Genomic DNA, 19726 nt, shown 5'->3' with positions numbered 1-19726 from the left:
ACTTTAGCCCGGCTGCCGTGGCCGGCCCAAAGCAGCCGGCCTGCCGGCCCGGCACCTGGCTATGGACATGCTCTGGGGCGGGAACTAACGTACGCATCAGACGCTCCACGCCGCCAACCGAAGAAGGTCCCGTCATGGAATGGTTCATTTGGGTACTGATTGTCGTCATCGTCGCTGCGCTGTTGTGGTGGCTTTTCACCCGGGGCTCCTCCGCGGGACAGGTGCCGGCATCGAGCGGCCCGCTGGGCCACGCACCGACCAACATGGCGCACGGGCCCTCCGATGCGGCCGCACAGGCTCCTACCGTCGGCAGGATGGGCGTGACGGATGATGACCCGAAGCCGCGGCAAGGCAATGTAGCGCATCGGTCCGAACCGGCGGCCGGCGGCGTCGCCGCCGGCGCGGCCACAGGCGGACTCATTGCGGGGCACACCAATCAGACGGGCTCGAACGACAAGGGCCCGGAACCCATCGACGGCTGGACCGAGAGCGCCGCGGAAACAGCGCACTCCGAACCCGCCGTCGAGGACGAATACATTGAAGACTCCGACGCCCCGCCACCTACGCACGGCAAACATGCCGCACCGGTGGAGCCGGATGCGCCCGCCGGCTCCCTCACCGGAGCCATCGGAGACCAGGCGAAGGATCAGGCTCCATCGCAGGCAAGCCCGGGCGCTCCGGAGACCGGGGCCGAGCGGAAGCCGCAGGAACGCGGCAGCACCGCGGACAGTCAGGACCCGCTTTACGATGAAACGCAGTGGCCCGCGCACGATGGCGAAACCGTCATCGAGCCGCGGGTGGACAAAGTTCAGGACAACGACGGCGGCCGCGGCACGAATGCCACCTAAGCCGCTGCCTCCTGCTGACACCTCCGGCCGCGGCGACCGGCGGCGCAGGCGCATTCTTCGGCGCAACCAGCTCCCAGCCACCGCTGCGGTCTTGGCGCTGGGCCTGGCGGCTTGCACCGGTCCACCCGAAAGCCCCGCACCAGACGCCGGCAGCACCTCGTCATCAGGGGGCCGGGTCACAACGGCAGCCACGGACTTGGAGACGCCTTGGTCCATTGCCGTCCTTCCGGATGGGAGTGTACTCATCTCAGAGAACGACACCGGGCTGATCAAACACGTCAGGGACGGACGCACCGTGGCTTCGGTGCCAATTGACTCCCCGCTTGAAACAACGGGAGAGGGCGGCCTGATGGGTCTGGCCATAGGCCCGGACTTCGCCGACCACCAGCGCCTCTTTGTCTATCTGACGTCGCCTCAGGACAACAGGGTCATCAGCTACCGCTGGGACAACGGCGCCCTGTCGGACGTACAGGAAGTTGTCACCGGGATCCCCAAATCGCGGATCCACAACGGCGGTCGGCTGGAGTTTGGCCCGGACGGCCACCTCTATATCTCTACCGGCGACGCGAGCAATTCCGACACGGCACAGAACCTGGATTCCCTGGGCGGCAAGATTCTCCGGGTCACTACGGATGGGGAGCCCGCGCCGGGCAATCCCTTCCCGGACAGTCCCGTGTACAGCTATGGCCACAGAAACGTGCAGGGAATGGACTGGGATTCGCAGGGCCGGATGTGGGCAACCGAATTCGGCCCCACCGAGGACGACGAACTCAACCTCATCGAGCCGGGGCAAAACTACGGCTGGCCCGCCGTCACCGGCGCCCCCGGCGACGAAAGGTTTGTGGACGCCGTCGTTGTTTGGCCTTCGACGGCGGAGGCCTCCCCCAGCGGCATGGCGATTGCGGATGATGTGGCCTGGATAGCGGCGCTGCGGGGCGAGCGCCTGTGGCGCGTAGAACTGACGGAGGAAGGCGCAGGTGAACCTACGGCGCTCTTGACGGACAAGTACGGCAGGCTCCGCGACGTGACGCTGTCACCGGAAGGAGACCTGTGGGTACTGACGAATGGAGGCAATCCGGACCGCATGCTGACCGTTTCTGTGAAGTAGCCAACAATCGCCCGCTGGATTTCGCATTCCCCAAAAAGTCCTGCTAGAGTTACATGTCGTTGCGAGGGAGAAAACGGAAACGAAAAAGTCCGAAACTCTTCCAAACACACTGCACCTCTAGCTCAACTGGCAGAGCAATTGACTCTTAATCAATGGGTTCCGGGTTCGAGTCCCGGGGGGTGCACACATAAACCCCGTCTGACTAGGCAAATGCTAGTCAGGCGGGGTTTTCTCTTTGCTCAAAAGCGGATAGGGCTACGTGAAAGACTAGCGGGCAGCTTCCATAACCGAGTCTGGGGCTTCCTCAAGTAGATCCACCGGCCCGGCACCATCAAGGTTAGCCCGCGAGAGTGTTCAGCCATGGGGTAAAGCTGGCGTCGCTGCGACATGCTTTGCGAGCCGTGCATATCAGATCCTTCGTATCAGGGCGGACCGTCCTGTTGACCGGATCACATTGGCAGCCGGGGAAGCGCAGTCCCTCCGGACGCGAGACCGCTATCAGTCTTCCTGCCATCCTCTGGTAGTAGGCGAAGCTGCGGTTCGGTGTTGAGCAGCCTACAGCGGTCGATACTGCTAACACGGCAACGCCATCGAAGGCTGGCAGAGCCGCCAGTCTCCGCTCTTGGAGGAGGCGCTGCCCCGGGAAACCGCCCCCAACCCCCTGGGCAGTGCCCTGTTCCTAGACGCATATGGTTTCTCCAAGGTCTCCCGAATAACGTTTGCTGACCAAGGGGCAGTCGGTGCCAAGCGGGAGGGGAGCCCTGCTCAAGGAGGAGCAGGGCTTTCTGCATGCTGGCGACCAGATTTCTCGGGTCAGGTCCGACTTGCCGGCCCAGCCGATTTTGCCACCGAAGGCCGTGATGTTGCCGAGCGCGAGCGCGGCGTCTTCCTTTGTCTCATCCCGGCGTCAGTGCTTGGTTCGGCTTCCGGGGCTATCGGTGTATGCGCTCTCGCCAGTCTGTCGGTACCTTTTCTACCGGTGCTGGTACCGGCTGTTCCGGTGGTCGGGACTGAGGATCCGGAAGTCGCGGGCCGCGGAAGAACTTCTTCGTGTTCGTCTCGTAGAACCAGTCCTCCTCCGGTTCATAGGACGTGATGACAGGGTGGCCGAGGGCGCGGGCGTGGGCACTGGCATGCTGTGAGGGTGATGAATCGCAGCATCCAATATGGCCGCATTGGGCGCAGCGGCGAAGATGTACCCACCATCCCGGCTCAGCACCGCTGAGGCACTCCAGACAACCGGTTCCACTCGGTACGGCGGATAGGCTGATTCCCGCCATGGGGCGATCATTCGAGCGGTTCTCCATTTCCATCCCTCCGTTTTCTGAGCAGACCATCCTGTGTGTCCTGCTGACGGGGACCATTCTGGCAGAATCCCTGCCCTCTGGGAATGAGAGAAACCGAGGCAAAACCCGGTCCGCCGATGCAGTTCCGGCGCCGCGCTGAAGGCCTTCCCTGAGACGACGAGCACCCCTTGTCTCCCATGTCCCTGCGCGAGTATCGTGAGCGCCACCGAACCTTAACCAGAAAGACTGCGGCCATGGATCAATCGGTTCCGGTCATGCTGCTGGCTACCACAGACCCGACCTCTCGGCGCATTCTGGGAGATGAACTGCGGCGACGCTACGGCGCCGACTATGAGGTAGTGGACTGCGTCGACCGCGCCCACGGACGAGCGGTGCTCGAGGGGCTCCGGCGCTGGGGTCGCCCGGTCGCACTTATCCTCGGGTGCTACGGGCCTGATGATCGCGGTGGACTCGATTTTCTGCGGCGCGCCTACGGCTATCACCCGGCCGCCAAGCGAGGCGTTGTGGTGACATGGGGTGACTTCTCCAGCGCCCCCACCGTATTCCGGGCGGTCGCCCAGGGGCACGCCGACTTGGTGATCATACGTCCCGAGCGGTTGCGCGATGAAGAGTTCCATGGAGCTATTACCGATGCCCTCGATGACTGGCATCTGGCCCAGGGAGGCGGCTTCGAGGCGGTCCGGCTGATCGGTAAGACCGGCGACTCAAGGACTCACGCATTGCGCGACTCCTTGAGTCGAAACCATATCCCCGTGAGTTTCCACCCGGTCGGGTCAGAGGCCGCAGAGCGGACGCTGGCAAGTCTAAACCTGCGCGACCCCGTCCTGCCGGTCCTGGTGCTGGAATTTACCGCTTCCCCAACTGTCCTCGAGAACCCCAGTGACCTGGAGATCGCCGAAGCCCTCGGGGTGACACGCCCTCCTCCGGCGGACAAGATCTTCGATGTGGTGGTCGTGGGGGCCGGCCCCTCCGGTCTCGCTACAGCGGTTTACGCAGCCTCCGAGGGCCTCTCCACCATGGTGGTGGAGGGGGAAGCCGTGGGAGGCCAGGCCGGCACCAGTTCCCTGATCCGCAATTACCCGGGCTTTTCCCGCGGTGTCAGCGGTGCCCACCTGGCCTACCGCTCATTCCACCAAGCCTGGATTTTCGGCACCGACTTCCTCTTCATGCGGAAGGTGGAGACGCTCGGCGTTGATGGGGCCCTGCGTACTGTGTCAATTTCCGACGGCACCACCGTGCGGGGCCGCACGGTGGTGGTGGCCACCGGGGTGGACTACCGGCGCCTCGGCATACCGCAACTCGAGGAGTTGGTCGGCAGGGGCGTCTTCTACGGGGCCACGGTTTCCGAGGCCCCGTCGATGGCCGGGAAGCACGTGTGTGTCGTGGGTGGAGGCAACTCGGCAGGGCAGGCGGCCCTGCACCTGGCGAAGTACGCGAAGAAGGTGTCGCTGCTGGTGCGTGGCCCCACGCTGGCTGTCAGTATGTCTGACTACCTCATCGCCCAGCTTGAGGCCACCCGGAATGTAGCGATCCGTTATGGCACCGAGGTCGTGGGAGTCCGCGATCTGGACGGATTCCTTGCGGCCGTCGAGGTCTCGTGGCGCGGGGCTGCAGGTGCAGCATCGACTGAGGAGATTGAGGCGGGCGGCTTGTTCGTGCTAATCGGTTCGGTGCCGCGGACCTCCTGGCTGCCCGACACAGTCCAGCGGGACCCCTCAGGTTTTCTACGCACGGGCGCCGCCCAGGAAGTCAGTGATGCCGAATCCGCCAGGCCGGGCAAGTCGCCCCTGGCGCTGGAAACCAGCATGTCGGGCGTTTTTGCGATCGGCGACGTGCGCGCCGGTTCCATCAAAAGAGTCGCGACCGCGGTCGGTGACGGCGCCACCGTAGTCTCGATGCTCCACGCCTACCTGGCCGAGCATCCCCTACCTGCGTCGATGGCGGCCACTGGTGGAGCGGCCGCCCCCGAGGAGCCGTCCGGTGATGTCCGCTTCAGTTGAGGTCACACCCTTGATTCCACCGATGCGGTGGTTGCTCTACATCGCGGCATTCCTCGTGTTTCTTGCCGGCTTGGTGCTGTTCGTCTTTCCGCTCCGTACCGACGATTGGTTCGCCTGGACGGTCAACCCGCCCATGACCGCCGTGTTCCTCGGGGCTGCATACTGGTCGAGCGCCGGACTGGAGGTCGCCGGAGCCCGCGCAGCGAACTGGGGTCTGGCGAAGCTGGCAGTCTGGCCTGTATTCGTCTTCACCTCTTTAACCCTCGTGGTCACCCTCATCCACATCGACCGCTTCCACCTGTCAGCAGACGCTCCGCCGCTAGCCCGGGTAGCCACCTGGATGTGGCTGGCCATCTATGCCATGGTGCCCGCGGCCATGCTCATCATCAGCTGGTTGCAGACCCGGTCCCGGCGTCCAGGCTCAAAAACCGTAACGGCGGAACGCCCGGCGCTACCGCTTTCGCTCAGGCTACTTCTGGTGGGAATCGCCGGAGTGCTGCTGATATTTGGCACAGCGCTGCTGGTGCTGCCCATACCTACCGCGATGCTCTGGCCATGGCCACTGACCGAGCTCACAGCGAGGGCGATCGGTGCGTGGCTGGTCGGTCTCGGGTGGGCGGCGATGCAAGGCCAGCTGAGTGGGGATGCCCGGGCCGTCCGCTCCGTCGCGCTAACCTCCGTCATCTTCGTACTCCTGCAGTCGTTTGCCCTGCTGCGGTATGGCGACGGTTTGACATGGCCGAGCGCGCCGGCGATCGGCTTCGTAACCGTCCTACTTGCCATCGGAGTGGCCGGAGGATGGGCACTCGCATTGTCCCCTTCGCCGATCGCCCGGACAGCCCGACCGGGTCGTTGTCCGCCTCCGTTTTAGGTCGAAGCATTGACCGACAACCCACCAGGCGATGTGTTTTCCCGCAGATTACGCTCCGGAAATGTGTAGGCAATATGCAATCGCGAGAATTAAGGCACGGTCAAAGACGACTCCAGCAGCTATCAACCTGGAGGTGATCGTGCAGCACTCAAGAAATCTCACACCTGTCCGGGACGTCTCACTCATCCGCCGCGGAGACTGGATCGAGGCCTGCCGCGGCGGTCAGACTTGCTATCGGGGAGACGTGACAGAAACAGCACCGGCGCTGGGCATCATTTGGATTCGCGAAGACGGCAGGCACGGCCGCCGGGCGGTCTCCCTGAACGACTTCACTGTCCTGAGGTCTCCGCGGCAATCAGTTGGCTTCCAAGGGCAGGACCATCTTTAGAAACTCCGGTGCGCCGACGGTCGTGGGGGTGCAGCCGGCGCACCGGTTCAACTCGCTTTGGGCTAGGAACTCAACGTGCACCAATACCGAGTGCGGCAAGTCCATGCGACCCAAGGACACTTTGAAGACCGACTACCCGGGGACCGTCGCGTCCGGGCGCTCCGGCGCGTGCAAGACCTGCGTGAAGCCCGTCGTGGACAAGCCCAAGGAGCGCAAGCCCCGCAAAGTCCGTACCGACGAACAGAAGGACGTCCGGTTCGAGAACACCGTCGACGGCCTGGATCGTTTCCTGTCCCGCCGGTTCGCCCGCGGCGTCAAGCCCGAAGACATCCACTACTTCGACAGCCGCCCGCTCGGTCGCAAGGCCGCCTGATGACTGAAATTACAGGCCCAGGGAAAGGCGCACCTGCGTACAAACGTATCGATGCAACGATCCTTCCCATCTGGGACTCGCTGGGCACCCTCTACGCCGACAACCCGGAAGACCCGCTTCGACCGCTCAACATCGGATACGAAGTCCTCCGCCGCCGGTTCTCCGATGCCGAGTTAGCCGCCCAGTACTGGATGGCCAACGGCTCCTCCAGCATCCGCGCATACAAGCGCGACGAAAAAGGGAACATCATCGACATCCACGGCGAGGGGTGGGAGTACGAATGCGAAGTGATGCTCCGCTTCGCGACAACACCGGATGCCTTCGATCCCCTGAAACCCCGATAATCAGATCCAGATCGGGACGGACTCGAACTCTCGGTGCTTACCGGCGCCCAAAGCTCGAATGAGTTAGCGGTTTATCCTTGCAGCGAGGCCCCGTTTCCGCTTAGCGTTTCACCTAGGCAGCGGGAACGGTGTTTGCATATGGAACACGCGAAGCATGCCTAGAAGGAAGCAACATGGCAACTGGCACTGTGAAATGGTTCAACTCGGAAAAGGGCTTCGGCTTCATCGCCCCGGATAACGGAGGCGAGGACGTCTTCGCGCACTTCTCCGGTATCAGCGGAGGCGGCTACAAATCTCTCGATGAAGGCCAGAAGGTCGAATTCGAAGTCACCCAGGGTCAGAAGGGCCTGCAGGCGGTCGACATCCGTCCGCTCTAGGACAAAGCACTGAGAGGTGCCCGGGCGCAGCTGGCGGCAGTCGGCGGACGTCCGCGTATTCTCTTTGTCTCGCGACTGCTATCCGGCCGTTACAGACCGAGGTGTTCGCCGACCTGCATCATGGTTCGGGGCGCCTTGGTTCTCCAGCGGGCAGGCACGGCCTTGATTCCCGGCCCGTACGGCCGCACTGTTGTTTTCATGGCACGGAACAATGAACGGGACCTTGACCAGAAGTCGGCCGAAGCGCTGCGGGATACCCTGAGTGCCTACCGGATCATTGACCTCAGCCGAGAGCTGACTCAGGGCATCCCGACCATCCCCGCCCATCCGAAGTTTTTCCTGCTGCCGTTCCCCTCGATGACGGACCCAGCGGAATTCAACCAGCTCGTCATGGGAGACCATTCCGGCACCCACATGGATGCGCCGGCGCATTTCGTGCCCGATCCCAACGACGAGCGGCGCGTCTACACCCACGAGATCCCGTTGACCGGATTGATGGGCCGCGCGGTCAAACTCACCTTCGGCCCTTATGATCCCGTCAGCTACAGCATCGGCCGCGACGAGATCATCGAGTGGGAAACCCAAAACGCTGCCATCGAACGTGATGACATCGTCTTGTTGCACACGCAATGGGAACACCGCTGGTCGCTCGTTCCCGAAGGGTTCGACTACCTGCGCGGCTGGCCCGGACTCACCGGTGAAGCAGCGCAGTACCTTCGTGACAAGGATGTAAAGGCCGTCGGCATTGACTGCATCAGCATCGACCCGGGGGACAAATCCGGATCCGACCTCCGCGCACATTACGAGCTGCTCGCCGCAGGGGTGATCGTCGTGGAGAATCTGTGCAATCTCTCCGAGGTCCCCCGGATCAGTTATTTCATGGCACTCCCGCTCCGACTCACGGGAGCCACCGGATCTCCCATTCGCGCGATCAGCCTGGTCCCAAACACGAGCGGCAGCCGGTGACATGGGACGCTTTGTCCTGCCAGGTCCTACTACCGGCTTTGGCGCGTGCCGCGGCTGCTTACTTGCGCGGCGCAGGGGTCCGACGGCGGGCGAACACCGGCTTCACCGCCCTTCAGCTGGACATCACCCTCGTACTGGGCCTGGTGTTCACCGCGCTCTTGACTGTGCTGTGTTCTGGTTCGCGTTTGCCTACGGGCTGCTGGTCAACGCGTGGCTGCGGTAGCCTCGGTCAGCCAAAACTGCATCGGCGAATGCGATGCCGCCTTTAGCTGCGACGCACCTTCAAATGCGCTGGCGGATCAACAGCTAGAGGAACTTCTGCCTCGATCGTCACGACTCCCTCTTCTTTCAAGCCGTAGAGGTTGAAGTGAATAATTCCATCCTTGATGAAGACGGCGTCAGGGTCCGCCACGCCCTCCGGTACTTTGATCCCGTTTTTCGATAGCCAGTCGATTATGGCCTGCTGAAAGTTGTCTTCCATGAAAATCACCATAGAGGGACGGGGAACCCGGTTCCCCGTCCCCAAACCGATGAGGGTTCCTTCGAGGTACCCGGTGCGGCCCGGAACCATCAGCTGACCTGCAGCTAAGGGCTAGGCTCAGCTTGCGGAGGAAGCTAGTCCGGGCTGATGCGTGAGCTGTCCCAGGGCAAGCACCGCAGCAGACAACGCGAGACCGGCGGCGCCCCACAGATTCGGGGCAACACCGATGAAGAACAGAGCCGTCACGATGAGGCTGAGGACGCCGTGTGTCATGAGCAGGGTCAGTCCCGGCTGCCATCCGGTGGCGGCGATTGCGATGACTCCGCTGGCGAGGGAAATCGTCCCGACGGTGAGTAAGGCGATGAGCAGCAGGGCCAACGGGTCGCTTGGATGGGGCATGACCGCGTTGAGGCCGGCAAGCGAGGTCAGCAGGGACCAGACAGCCAGGACGAGCGCGGCGACACCCGCGCCAATCCTGAAACCGGTACGCACGGTATGCGTCTCAGTGGCAGCCGTTCCGCCGTCAGTCATACTGCCCTCTCCTTCACCGGGTTCTCGTGCGGATGATGCTACCCGGCTGGAACGGTCAGCTTTCGCAGCCGACCCCGTCGCCGTCGCCGTCGCGGTCGAACTTCTGATCCCAGCCAAGGTCGCCGACCTTGATCGGGGCGGCGCCGTTGGTCTTCACGTCGGTGCAGTTCTCGTACACGGTGGTCGCCTCGTCCGAGCCGGGTGCTTCCTGCTGAGCCTGCTTGGCCGGGGCCTGTTGCTTCGGTGCTGACTGTTTCGCGGGAGCCTTCTTAGCCGGGGCTTCCTTCGCGGCGACCGACGGCCACACCCCCGTTGTCGGCGGGGACGGTTGGTCCGGGCAGGACGAGGTGGGGATGTTCTCGATGGCGTTGTGCTCGGCCTGGGTCATCCAGAGGTCGTATTTTGCCTTCACCGCGGTCTGCAGCGCCATGTACTCGCGGCGGAACGCCTTGTTCGGCGGCAGCCAGCTCGTAGCATCCGAGTCGGACTTGGCGCCATTGGTGGGGCCGTCGACGGCCATCAGGTTCAGCGGATCATTGACGAATGCTTCACGCTGCTTGGCCGTGAGCTGTTGGGCGCCTTTCTGCCAGCCGTCGGAGAGGGCGACGACGTGGTCGATCTGGACGAGCGTGCTGGTCTTGTTGCCGCGGACGAAGTCGATGCTGGTGGCCGTGAAGGGGTCGGCCAGGGTGCCGGTCAGCACCACGCAGTTGCTGGCCGGGCTTGAAGGTCTCGTTGGTCAGGTCGCGCTTGAGGATGTCGTTGCGCGCATCGCACCCGTTGCGGTCCGGGTCCAACCAGCCGTCGCCGAACTGATCGCGGTCGTAGCCGGTCTTCGGGGCGCGGCCCTTGATATCGATGGTGGCCAGCTGCTCCAGCCCGGTTCCGGCGGCAGCCGGCGCCACAACCTTGTCCTTCTCGGATTCCTTGGCCGGCTCCTTGGCCAGTGCCGGGGTTTTCGTAGCCGGCGATGTAGTGGTCTCGGCGGGCTGGCCGGCGCGGGGAGCTCGGTCTCGGAAGGAGTGCATGCTGCCAGCTATATAGCTGCGAGCAGGGCGGCAGTCAGCGACAGGGTGCGGGTGCGGTTCTTCTGCATGGTCCTCATGTGTACGGGAGACCGGGGCGGATCTCACCGATCAAGCCTAGTAGCGGGACGTCCGGCGGGAGTGAAGGCTCGCGGCGGCAGCATCGTGGTCGTACTCTGGCTGTACCGGTTGGAGGCAAGGAGGCAGCCGATGGAAGAGGAACGTCGCACCGTGATCCGGCCGGGCGCCACGCTGGCCGTCTATAGCTACGGCCCGGCTCCAGCCCCCGGAATACCAATCATCCTGTTCGTTCACGGTTACCCGGATGACCATACGCTCTTCGAATATGCCGTACCGGCTTTGAGCACTGACTGCCGTGTCATCACCTACGACACCCGCAATGCCGGTGCGTCCCGCACCACTAGTAAGAACCTCGACTACTACCGGCTGCCGGCCCTGGTCGATGACCTCTTCGCCGTGATCGACACAGCGGGGGCAGGACCGGTCCATCTGGTCGGCCACGACTGGGGATCCATCCAGGGCTGGGCGGCGGTCCAGGATCCCCGAGCCGAGGATCGGATCCTGAGCTTCACTAGCGTCTCCGGTCCGGACCTTGAACATCTTCGCCGCTGGTTCAGCCACCGGCTGCGCCGGCCAATGCTGTGGCCGCAGGCTCTGGGACAGCTGCTGCGCAGCTCCTATGTCGCCTTCTTCCAGGTGCCGGTGCTGCCCGAACTTCTCTGGAGGAAAATCCTCACACGCCGCTTCGAGAAGTTTGCCGGCCGGAGCATCAGCGACAACGGGGCCCGCGGCCTGGTTCTCTACCGGGCGAACTGGTTCCGCCGTCAGCAGCTGTCAGGCCGGTGCAGTATGCCTGTGCAGGTTGTCGTGCCGCGACACGACCCATTCCTGTCGCCGCGCCTGGTGGACGGGCTGGAGGAATGGGTCCCCCAGCTGGAAGTCGTGGAGGTGGACGCCGGGCACTGGTGGCCGCCCGAGCATGTGCGGTCCTTTGTCCAGCACCTGCGGAAGTGGATAGCAGCGCCGGGGAGTTCATTGGAGTGAGGTGCTTGCGCTCTGCCCCTACCCGAACGTGCACCGCAGGTGGGGGTGAGACGTGGATCCGGTGGTCGCTGCAGCGAATTGGGTCAAAACCGAACGAACCATCAAAGGTGACCCGTCCACACGCACTTCGGTGGCAACAGGGCATTCCAACCGCGTTTCCCGGGACTTCAAGCTTCGGGACTGGCCTTCCTTGCTCCCAGGATGCAGAATTCGTTACCCTCCGGGTCAGCGAGCACAACCCACGGCTGCTCGCCTTGACCGATGTCGACCTTGCTGGCGCCGAGAGCCAGCATGCGTTCGACCTCGGCCCCTTGGTCGTCGGGGCGGAAGTCCAAGTGCAGGCGATTCTTGGCGTTCTTCGAGTCGGGCACTGGTGCAAAGAGTATCCCCGGCATCCGGTCAGGGGCGGGTCGAATCTCGTACTCGTCGTCAGACTCAATCGTCACTACCCAGCCCAAGGCGTTGGCCCACCACCGACCGAGTTCGGCCGGCCGTGCCGTGTCGACAACCACTTGTTCCCATTCAAGACTCATGAACTCACTATACGGAGAGGCGGCCAGCTGACCGCTCAACGATCCTCTACCGAAGATCGTGCCCGCCATGGACAGCTCACCGAAAGTCGCCAGACCGCATCAAATCCACACCTCTTGGGCCTTTTGCAAGGCGGCCCGTCTTCGGCCAGACTTGGGTTGGCCATGAGCCTTCATTCCTGCGTGCCCTTCGACGTCGAAGAAGAACAAGCAAACCTACTAGGTTTGACAGAGCCAAACCGAAGCACGCGACAACGAGTACAACCTTTAGTGTCACCCAGCCAGGTTCGGAAGCAGGTGTGAAGAGTGCAGACGCTCCTATGGCACTTCCTAATACGAAGTACCAGACACGGGGGAAATCATTCTTAAAGAACGTCTGCCTCGACATGATCGGAGCGTACATCCAGCCAGGCGAATTGCGCCGAAGCCGCGAGTTCTCTGGAACGATGTCAGGCGTCTGCCTTGGCGGCCACGGCCTTTGCCGCCCTGTCCGCCCGCTTTGCCCCGATGAAGATCCAGACGAACAGCCATGAGGCGCCGGCGAGTACCGAAGCCAACGAAACCGACGTTGTTTCCTTGAAGCAGGACGGCCAGCACGCCTGACAGCCCATGCCGACGGCGCCAATATCCGTGGGACGGCGGGCCGCCTGGTGCCCGGCAAGCCATGCCTCATCGCTGGCCAGCGTAGACCGAATCCTGATGCCCATCGTGTAGTTGCGGGCCAGCTTTCCCTCCGCGGCCCGTTTTCCCAGCACAAGCAGAAGCAGTGCGGCAGCGACCAGGGTGACAGCGACGGCCAGAACCGCCGCCAGTGGTACCTGTTCTTCCAAGAATTTCTCCATCATCCATCGTTTGCTGCCGCAGCCAGTATCCCATTTGACCTAGCGCATCAGGCAGCCGAGGTGCGGCGAGACGTGGATTCGGTGATGGCTGCAGCAGTAGTTCACGTAGTCGCAGCCAGCGAAGTCGTAGTCGTCCTCAAGTCCGTCGGCTGGCGTATAGTCGCGCACCTCGCACCCCGGACCGTCGGCGTCATGAAGCAGGCAGACCCGACGCTTGGAGCGCAGGCCGGCCAGGATCCAGGTCTTGCCCGTGGACGCAGACATCCCTCACCCATAATGACTGCATGACGAACGATGTCCTGGCCTTGAAGGAACAGCTTGTGCCGACAACAAGCTGGCAGCGCCGGTTCATCTTCTTCCGGCGGGAAATGAAACGCGTCGATGTCCATCTGGACTTCGTCATCAACGGCATGCCACTCCGCACCTGGATCCAGGAATGGGAGGGCGAGGACACGCCACCTGGGGAAGTCTCGCTGATGATGGCGGACCGGCCCGACCTGGCCGTTCAACAGATCGAGCGGCTACTGGGGCTCCGGCCCCCACCAGTACTGGAACCGGGGCTGTCTCCTGTTCTGCAAAGCGTGCTGGGACGAAGGATGCGGCGGAGTAACCGCGGACATCCGGAGGGAGAACCGAAAGGTGTACTGGTCGCACATCGGCTGGGATGTCTCGTACGAGGAAAACACCGGCCGGATCGAGAACGCAGTAGATTTCATTTTCGACGAGACTGAATACGAGCGGGTTCTGCTGGAGGCCCGAGAACGGTTCACTGACAAATAAACGGGCATCCGCCTGCTCACAGATCGAGAACGACCGGGCCTGCCCTTCCCGGCCCGCCGCACCGTTCACTGCCACCGACCCGCAGGCAGGTTTGGATAGCAGGATCACGTGGCCTGTTGGCCTTTCAGGAATGCGACGAGATCGCGTGCCACCAACTCCGGACACTCCCAGTGGGGGGTGTGTCCGGTTTCCGGGTAGATCATTAGTTGGGCGCCCGGGATCCTTGCCAGCAGTGCCTCTTGCTCCGGCTGGGAGAAGAACTCGTCCCGCTCACCCCCAAGGAGGAGCGTGGGCACGGCGATGTCACGGAGCTCGGCCGCATCGTCCACCGCGAGAAGGCCATCCAGCGCGCTCTTCCAGACGTGGGCCGGCACCTTGAGACTCTCCGTGACGGCCCTCTCGAAGAACTCCTGCGGCAGAGGCAAGTACGCGTTGGCTGACTGGAACTCGCGCACGAACTCGTCCGGCACCGGGTCCTCCAGGTCGTGCACCGCCTGCTGCAGTTCCCTGGTCCCGTCATTGAGCGGGGTGATTGCCGAGCCGATAAGGGTCAGGCCTGTAACCCGCTCTGGGTAGGACAGCGCCACCCGCCGGGCCGTGTAGCTGCCGCCGGAATGCCCAACAACCGCGGCCCGTTCGATCCCGACGGCGTCCAGGAAAGCGACGACGTCGGCCGCGGTATCTGCCACCGTGTAGCCGTGGCTGGGCCGTTCGGAGTCCCCATGGCCGCGCAGGTCGGGTGCGACTATGCGGTAGCGGGGCGGCAGCAGGGGCATGAGCCTGCTGAAAGAGAACCAGGAGTCGGTGTACCCGTGAAGGAGGAGAAGTGCCGCCTCGCCGTCCAGGGGTCCCTGCTCGGCGTAGTGCAGGCGCGGACCCGACTCGAGGAACGTCATCGAGTCGCGGGGCGCACTCGATGCCATCTCGCCCCGGTTCATGGCGACGTAGACGGCCGGGACCCCGCCGTTGAGGCGATCGGCACGATGTTGTGGTTGAGGCGGAACAGGTTCTGCGGGTCGAAGCGGTTCTTCAGGGCCACCAGCCGATCGTACGTTTTCGGCCCGTAGACCTGGCGTGCGGCTTCTGCGGTGCCGTAACCGAGTTCTGCACCGAGGAAGTTGACGTACTGGCCGTGCTCGGCAAGCGGCTGCATGTCGGCGTAGGCCTTCCGGGCGAACCCGCTGAGCCGCTCGTCCTCCGCTGGGTCTTTCCAGAAGCCGTAGACGTTCAGCCAGTACTTCGCCGAGCGGTTGGGAAACGCGGTCGCGTCCTCGGGCACACGCCCGAAGGCCCCTTGCATGTGGTGGATGTCGATCCCCGTTCCGAACCACGTCACCTCGGAGGCGAATCCGACCAGGACGTCGACGGCCTCGTCATCCATCCGGGAAAATGACACGTTCTTCCAGTATCCGCGGGCGCCCTTGGGAAAGAGGCTGTCCATGGCGGTCTGCCACTCCAGCCAGGCCGTGGGTCCGACTTCCTCTTCGTCCGGGGGAGCCGCTTCCCGCAGCTGTTCGATCAGCTCGAGCCCTGGCTGGTGGTTCTCGGAGGCCCAGGCAAAGCCGATGATCATCCACGGCTCCTCCCCCATCTCGAAGTCGGGCGGCAGCACCAGGATGGAGATGATCGGATTCATCTCCACGGGCAGGTCCTGCGTCCAGCGGTCAAAGGCGCGAAGGGCGTCCTTCCATTGCTCCGGGCGGTAGAAGAAGTTTCCACCCAGTACGGCAGCCGGCAACGGACGGGCCCGGAAGGTGAAGGATGAGACCACTCCGAAGTTCCCGCCCCCGCCACGCAGACCCCAGAACAGCTCGGGGTTTTGCTCCCCGCTGGCCTGCAAGTGCTCGCCTGTGGCGGTGACGACGTCGGCGGAGACGAGATTGTCCAGGCTCAGCCCGTTGGACCGGGTCAGCCAGCCCACACCGCCGCCAAGGGTCAGCCCCGCGACCCCCGTCGCGCTGATCACCCCGAGCGGTACGGCAAGTCCGTGCGGCACAGTGGCATGGTCGACGTCTGCCAAAGTCGCCCCGGGTCCGACGGTCACAAGACGGTGCTCCACGTCAACCTCCACACCGCGCAACTGCCCCAAATCCATCACCAGACCGCCTTCGACCGTGCCATGGCCGGCGATGTTATGCCCGCCCCCGCGCACAGCCAGCGGCAGGCCGGTGCTCCGTGCCGTATCCAGGACGTGGTCGATGTCCGCAACCGTGCCCGCCCGGATGACCGCCCTCGGGTGCACGTCGATCATGCCGTTCCACACTGCACGGGCTGCATCAAAGAGCGGATCCTGCGGTTCAATCACCGACCCCGCCAGATGGCTGCGCAGCTCCTGCAGTGCGCGGTCCGTTTCGCCGTCCTGGTCGCCATGATGCATTGTGTTCATCGGTCTGTCGCTTCCCTGACGCGGGGATTGGATGTCCCCTAATCCAGCAGCGGATTTAATTTCGCCGGTGTCGGCAATGCCGGGCGGTGGTGCCCAGGACGCGCCCTGAGGTGTCCCGGCCCGGGAATACGGTCCAGCCGACAAAGCACTGGAACAGCTCGTGGTTGCCCCAAGTATAGATTCGCCCGAGTCACCGAACAACGGACCCATCGGAGTGCCTACTTTCAAAAAAGTGCGCTTCTCAGACAAGCTGAGGGTGGCCGGGGAAGCCGCCGTCTGCCGTCATGATGCAGGAACGACAGCCCCTAGGCAGCCCGGACAGCGCGGAGTAGCATACCGAAAATGGGTTACCTGGGAGATGCCGGGCAAGGGCTGGCGCCGCCACTGCCAGGGGCCGTCCAGCCGGCAACTGCACTAGCTTGGAGGGTCGTATGGGACAGCATGTGAAGGCCGGGGAGCTGGAGATCTGGACGGAGCAGGTCGGCGAGGGGCCCGACGTGCTGCTGGTTGGCGGGCTCGGGGACACGGTGGAGTCCTGGCAGTTCCAGCTGGACGGGCTGGCGGACCGTTACCGGATGACGGCGTTCGACAACCGCGGGGCGGGCCGGACGGCCATGCCGGAGGGGCAGCCGACCGTGGAGGCGATGGCTGATGACGCTGCCGCGGTGCTGCGCTCGTTGGGAGTTTCCTCGGCCCATGTGGCCGGGTTCTCCGGCGGCAGCATCATTGCCCAGGAGCTCGCGCTGCGCCACCCAGATGCCGTCCGCAGCCTGGTCCTGCAGAGCAGTTGGTCAGCGATGGACGACTTCATGAAGACGATGATCCGAGCCTTCCACTGGCAGGCCGAGCTGGCGCCCAGCGAGCGTGACTTCCTTGAAGGGTTTTTCATTTGGGTCTACACCGCCAGGGCCCACAATGACGGGACGGTCGACCGGTTCATCGAGGACGCCATGGCGTTCCCGCACAAGCAAAGCACAGAGGACTTCCTCGCCTTCGCCGACGCCTGCATGCGGCACGTGACGGCTGGTCGGCTGGATGGCATTAAGGTTCCAGTGCTGGTGCTCGCCGGCGGCGCGGACAGGATGAGCCGCCCTGAGCTCGGCAAGGCGGTGGCCGATGAGATCCCCGGCGCCCGGTTCGAAGTGATGGAGGAGGAAGCGCATCAGCCCTTCCAAGAGGTCCCGGACGCATGGAACGCGCGGGTGGATGAGTTCTGGCAGGAGGCCGAGAGGCTCCGCTCGGGTACGACGTCGGGCTGAACCGAGCACCCGGTGTCCTCCTTATTGTCAGAACGCCAACAATCCCCCGCAATGTCGCCGTCCGACCTGCCGGTTTCGGAGGTGTTCGACCGTGCCACGGTGCCTCGGCGAGCCGAGGCAGACGAACTGGTCGCTGTCCACGGCGGGATCAGCGAGCAGCCGGTCGTGTGGGCGGGCCGCATCGTTGGCTTCGGAGAGTACGAGTGCCGCTACGTCGGCGCAGCCGACAAGGCGAAATTGCCGGATCGGCTGCGAGTCACAGGCTGAGGGGGCGTCCGAAGGTGTTGACCATTTCGGCGCGCCTCGGGGGCCGAAGAGCTCCTGACTGGGCCAATCCCGCCCGCCGCATCAACGGTCCCGGTGCCGTCTTGGTCGCAAGCCTGCGGCGATGAGGACCAGAAGGCCTGCGGTACAGGCCCAAGCAAATGCGTCGCCGCCCACCGAGTACCAGGTGCTGGCGCCCTCCACCGGCACCGATGCCACCAGCGTCTGCTCCTCGGCGACGAAGTAGTCGGGTTTGTAGCCTAGGAGACGTCCCTGCGAGTCGGTTGCCAGGGAGGTGCCCTGGCGGGTGGGGCGGACGACGCTGGCGCCGTTCTCGATGGCACGGAATGGTGTCTGTTGCGCGTGCCATTCGGCGACGCTGTCCCAGTCGCTTGAGGGCAGCAGGAGGATGTCGACCTGCGCGGCTCCTGCCTGGCGGACCAGATCGGGGAAGAAGTCGTCCTGGCAGATGATCGTGGCCAGGCGGCCGTAGGGCGTGTCGACGGTCGGGATGATGCCTGGGCCAGGGTCGTGTCCGTCGCCGGGTGTGGGCTTGGCCTTCTGGTAGTCCCATACGACTGCACCGCTCGGGTCGAGGAGGACGGCGTGGTTCTCGTTCTCCGGGCCGCCGCCGTCATTGGGGCGATCCTCGGCAAGTTGCATGATCATCGAGACCTGCAGGTAGACACCGTGTTCGCGGGCAAGGTCAGCTGCCCGGGCGACGACGTTCGCCTGGTCCTCTTCCAGCGTCCGTGCTGCAGCCTCCGACCACGCGATGATCTTCGCGCCGCCGATCGCTTCTTGCTCCGACCGGTCGAACAGCTCGTCGAGCACGGGTGTGAAGTGTTCGTCCCCTATCGAGACTCGTTCCGCCGGACTCGCCCCTGCGAGGTCAGGCGCGGAGTAGGCGAGCTCGGACAGGTGCCGGTCGGGTGCCAGCGCGGCAACGCGGACTGTTTCCGCGTCCGGCGCGCCGAAGGCCAGCCGGACCCCGCCGAAGAGCAGCGCCGAAACAGTGACGGCCGCGAACAGGCCAATCGCAGAAATCGCCCCGGCGCTTGACGGCCCTCTCTCCCAGGCCTCGTTGACCACCGGCGCGAACCAGCTGACCAGAAAGGTCAGTCCCCAAATACCCGTGACGGACACCAGTTGCAGGAGCGGCAGCCCGGCATACTGCGAGTACGCCGTGCTGCCCGCGGCCCCGAAGGGGTTACCGATGGTGCCCAGGAACTCAACGGTTGTCACCGCCGCGGGGAACACCAACGTGCGGGGGATGCCGGCCAGTCGTGGTGCCAGGACGCGGTCGACGGCGAACGGCAGCGCACCGCCGATCCCGAGTGTTGCGACGAAAAGGTAGTACCCGGGCCCGTCGAGAACCGGGAAGAAGCCATTCCGCAGTGCAACGAACAGGGCACCTGACATTGCCAGAACCAGGACCGGATACCCCACAAGCAGCCGCTGGTCGCGGGTGAAGCGCAGCAGGAAGACGGGCGCAAGCCAGGCCGTCAGCGGGATGAGGGTCTGGAGGTTCGCGAAGGGCAGCAGTGCGGTACCGATGGCAAGCCAGACCCAAGGCCATTGTCCGCGGCGGAGGGGCCCAGGTGCACGCTGCCAGCGGCGCTTTGAGCCAACGCGAGGCGTGATGCTCTCAGCAGCGGCCTTGTTCATGGTAGCTCCAAGGGATGGTGTTCGGCGGCGCGCAACGGTCACGAGCTTCCCGGGACAAGGAACCTCCTTCACCGTGGACGCTTCCGGACGGCCCGTCTTGAGAACATCATCGCGGCAGCATCGCCCGCTGCCAATAGCTAGGTTTCCCACCGCGAGGTGAGTAGAGAAGAGACGATGGATGAGGCGCTGTAGTCAAGCAGCCGGCTGCGGCGCTTCACAGGCTGCCCTCGGAGCTTGCAGTTTCGGCCGGCATCGGCCGGACGGTGAAATCGGTTATCTTCGCGGACCGGCGTCGAGCTCGTGCACAAGGCGC

The 19726-nt window shown here is 64.1% G+C and carries 23 protein-coding genes and 1 tRNA gene; 14 read left to right on the top strand and 10 right to left on the bottom strand.

Features of this window, described 5'->3' with window-relative positions:
• Positions 1–134 precede the first annotated feature (134 nt).
• From AC3A4M_RS03545 to AC3A4M_RS03535, 3 genes are all read left to right on the top strand, one after another.
• The gene (locus tag AC3A4M_RS03545; RefSeq protein WP_498732713.1) at positions 135–848 is read left to right on the top strand and encodes a hypothetical protein; all 714 of its coding nucleotides are present in this window, start codon (positions 135–137) and stop codon (positions 846–848) included.
• Positions 748–1956 (top strand): PQQ-dependent sugar dehydrogenase, encoded by a 1209-nt coding sequence (locus tag AC3A4M_RS03540; protein ID WP_498734017.1) that lies wholly within the window; start codon positions 748–750, stop codon positions 1954–1956. The genes AC3A4M_RS03545 and AC3A4M_RS03540 overlap by 101 nt, the downstream gene beginning before the upstream one ends.
• A 111-nt stretch (positions 1957–2067) precedes the next feature.
• A tRNA-Lys gene (locus tag AC3A4M_RS03535) sits at positions 2068–2140 on the top strand.
• Positions 2141–2888: 748 nt separating this feature from the next.
• On the opposite strand, the gene AC3A4M_RS03530 is transcribed toward AC3A4M_RS03535, so the two are convergent.
• A complete protein-coding gene (locus AC3A4M_RS03530) occupies positions 2889–3236 on the bottom strand; it encodes a UBP-type zinc finger domain-containing protein (RefSeq protein WP_498734095.1) in 348 nt (115 codons plus the stop codon).
• A 260-nt stretch (positions 3237–3496) separates the two neighbouring features.
• Between AC3A4M_RS03530 and AC3A4M_RS03525 the strand changes: the two genes are divergently transcribed.
• The 7 genes from AC3A4M_RS03525 to AC3A4M_RS03495 all read left to right on the top strand — a co-directional run bounded on the left by AC3A4M_RS03525 (position 3497) and on the right by AC3A4M_RS03495 (position 8582).
• Positions 3497–5263: an NAD(P)/FAD-dependent oxidoreductase gene (locus AC3A4M_RS03525; RefSeq protein WP_498734016.1), complete on the top strand. Its 1767-nt coding sequence runs from the start codon at positions 3497–3499 to the stop codon at positions 5261–5263.
• Positions 5247–6134, top strand: a complete 888-nt coding sequence (locus AC3A4M_RS03520) for a hypothetical protein (RefSeq protein ID WP_498734015.1) — start codon at positions 5247–5249, stop codon at positions 6132–6134. Before AC3A4M_RS03525 ends, AC3A4M_RS03520 begins: the two co-directional genes overlap by 17 nt.
• A 244-nt stretch (positions 6135–6378) precedes the next feature.
• On the top strand, positions 6379–6522 hold the full coding sequence (locus AC3A4M_RS03515) for a hypothetical protein (RefSeq protein WP_498734014.1): 144 nt from the start codon (positions 6379–6381) through the stop codon (positions 6520–6522).
• Positions 6523–6643: 121 nt separating this feature from the next.
• Positions 6644–6895, top strand: coding sequence for a hypothetical protein (locus AC3A4M_RS03510; protein WP_498734013.1), 252 nt, complete (start codon positions 6644–6646; stop codon positions 6893–6895).
• Positions 6895–7239 carry a hypothetical protein gene (locus tag AC3A4M_RS03505; RefSeq protein ID WP_498734012.1) on the top strand — a complete coding sequence of 115 codons (345 nt, stop codon included), beginning with the start codon at positions 6895–6897 and terminating at the stop codon, positions 7237–7239. Before AC3A4M_RS03510 ends, AC3A4M_RS03505 begins: the two co-directional genes overlap by 1 nt.
• A 173-nt stretch (positions 7240–7412) precedes the next feature.
• Positions 7413–7616 carry a cold-shock protein gene (locus tag AC3A4M_RS03500; protein ID WP_498732707.1) on the top strand — a complete coding sequence of 68 codons (204 nt, stop codon included), beginning with the start codon at positions 7413–7415 and terminating at the stop codon, positions 7614–7616.
• 198 nt (positions 7617–7814) lie between these two features.
• On the top strand, positions 7815–8582 hold the full coding sequence (locus AC3A4M_RS03495; RefSeq protein WP_498734011.1) for a cyclase family protein: 768 nt from the start codon (positions 7815–7817) through the stop codon (positions 8580–8582).
• A 265-nt stretch (positions 8583–8847) separates the two neighbouring features.
• Here AC3A4M_RS03495 and AC3A4M_RS03490 read toward each other — a convergent pair whose 3' ends face one another.
• From AC3A4M_RS03490 to AC3A4M_RS03480, 3 genes are all read right to left on the bottom strand, one after another.
• Positions 8848–9063 carry a hypothetical protein gene (locus AC3A4M_RS03490; RefSeq protein ID WP_498734010.1) on the bottom strand — a complete coding sequence of 72 codons (216 nt, stop codon included), beginning with the start codon at positions 9061–9063 and terminating at the stop codon, positions 8848–8850.
• Positions 9064–9180: 117 nt separating this feature from the next.
• Positions 9181–9594 carry a hypothetical protein gene (locus tag AC3A4M_RS03485; RefSeq protein ID WP_498734009.1) on the bottom strand — a complete coding sequence of 138 codons (414 nt, stop codon included), beginning with the start codon at positions 9592–9594 and terminating at the stop codon, positions 9181–9183.
• A 55-nt stretch (positions 9595–9649) separates the two neighbouring features.
• Positions 9650–10297, bottom strand: a complete 648-nt coding sequence (locus AC3A4M_RS03480) for an HNH endonuclease family protein (RefSeq protein ID WP_498734008.1) — start codon at positions 10295–10297, stop codon at positions 9650–9652.
• 532 nt (positions 10298–10829) lie between these two features.
• Between AC3A4M_RS03480 and AC3A4M_RS03475 the strand changes: the two genes are divergently transcribed.
• Complete coding sequence (locus AC3A4M_RS03475) at positions 10830–11684, top strand: alpha/beta fold hydrolase (RefSeq protein WP_498734007.1); 855 nt, start codon at positions 10830–10832, stop codon at positions 11682–11684.
• 167 nt (positions 11685–11851) lie between these two features.
• Here AC3A4M_RS03475 and AC3A4M_RS03470 read toward each other — a convergent pair whose 3' ends face one another.
• From AC3A4M_RS03470 to AC3A4M_RS03460, 3 genes are all read right to left on the bottom strand, one after another.
• Positions 11852–12217, bottom strand: a complete 366-nt coding sequence (locus tag AC3A4M_RS03470; RefSeq protein WP_498734006.1) for a VOC family protein — start codon at positions 12215–12217, stop codon at positions 11852–11854.
• Between the two features lie 446 nt (positions 12218–12663).
• Positions 12664–13044 carry an SdpI family protein gene (locus tag AC3A4M_RS03465; RefSeq protein ID WP_498734005.1) on the bottom strand — a complete coding sequence of 127 codons (381 nt, stop codon included), beginning with the start codon at positions 13042–13044 and terminating at the stop codon, positions 12664–12666.
• Between the two features lie 51 nt (positions 13045–13095).
• On the bottom strand, positions 13096–13320 hold the full coding sequence (locus AC3A4M_RS03460; protein WP_498734004.1) for a hypothetical protein: 225 nt from the start codon (positions 13318–13320) through the stop codon (positions 13096–13098).
• Between the two features lie 20 nt (positions 13321–13340).
• On the opposite strand from AC3A4M_RS03460, the gene AC3A4M_RS03455 reads away from it, so the two are divergent.
• Positions 13341–13787, top strand: a complete 447-nt coding sequence (locus tag AC3A4M_RS03455) for a hypothetical protein (RefSeq protein ID WP_498734003.1) — start codon at positions 13341–13343, stop codon at positions 13785–13787.
• Between the two features lie 153 nt (positions 13788–13940).
• Here the strand turns inward: AC3A4M_RS03455 and AC3A4M_RS03450 are convergent, their stop codons facing one another.
• Both AC3A4M_RS03450 and AC3A4M_RS03445 read right to left on the bottom strand, forming a co-directional pair.
• A complete protein-coding gene (locus AC3A4M_RS03450) occupies positions 13941–14759 on the bottom strand; it encodes an alpha/beta fold hydrolase (RefSeq protein WP_498734002.1) in 819 nt (272 codons plus the stop codon).
• Positions 14760–14770: 11 nt separating this feature from the next.
• A complete protein-coding gene (locus AC3A4M_RS03445; protein ID WP_498734001.1) occupies positions 14771–16222 on the bottom strand; it encodes an FAD-binding oxidoreductase in 1452 nt (483 codons plus the stop codon).
• Between the two features lie 431 nt (positions 16223–16653).
• Here AC3A4M_RS03445 and AC3A4M_RS03440 point away from each other — a divergent pair, with 431 nt between their 5' ends.
• Complete coding sequence (locus AC3A4M_RS03440) at positions 16654–17481, top strand: alpha/beta fold hydrolase (protein WP_498734000.1); 828 nt, start codon at positions 16654–16656, stop codon at positions 17479–17481.
• A gap of 51 nt (positions 17482–17532) precedes the next feature.
• Positions 17533–17748: a hypothetical protein gene (locus tag AC3A4M_RS03435; protein WP_498733999.1), complete on the top strand. Its 216-nt coding sequence runs from the start codon at positions 17533–17535 to the stop codon at positions 17746–17748.
• An 81-nt stretch (positions 17749–17829) separates the two neighbouring features.
• On the opposite strand, the gene AC3A4M_RS03430 is transcribed toward AC3A4M_RS03435, so the two are convergent.
• Positions 17830–19413, bottom strand: coding sequence for a nitrilase-related carbon-nitrogen hydrolase (locus AC3A4M_RS03430; RefSeq protein ID WP_498733998.1), 1584 nt, complete (start codon positions 19411–19413; stop codon positions 17830–17832).
• Between the last annotated feature and the right edge of the window lie 313 nt (positions 19414–19726).

This window comes from Arthrobacter sp. Soil_C_60 (genome assembly GCF_057656375.1).
Note: the sequence above shows the minus strand (reverse complement) of the source record. Positions and strands in the feature narration are given on the sequence as shown.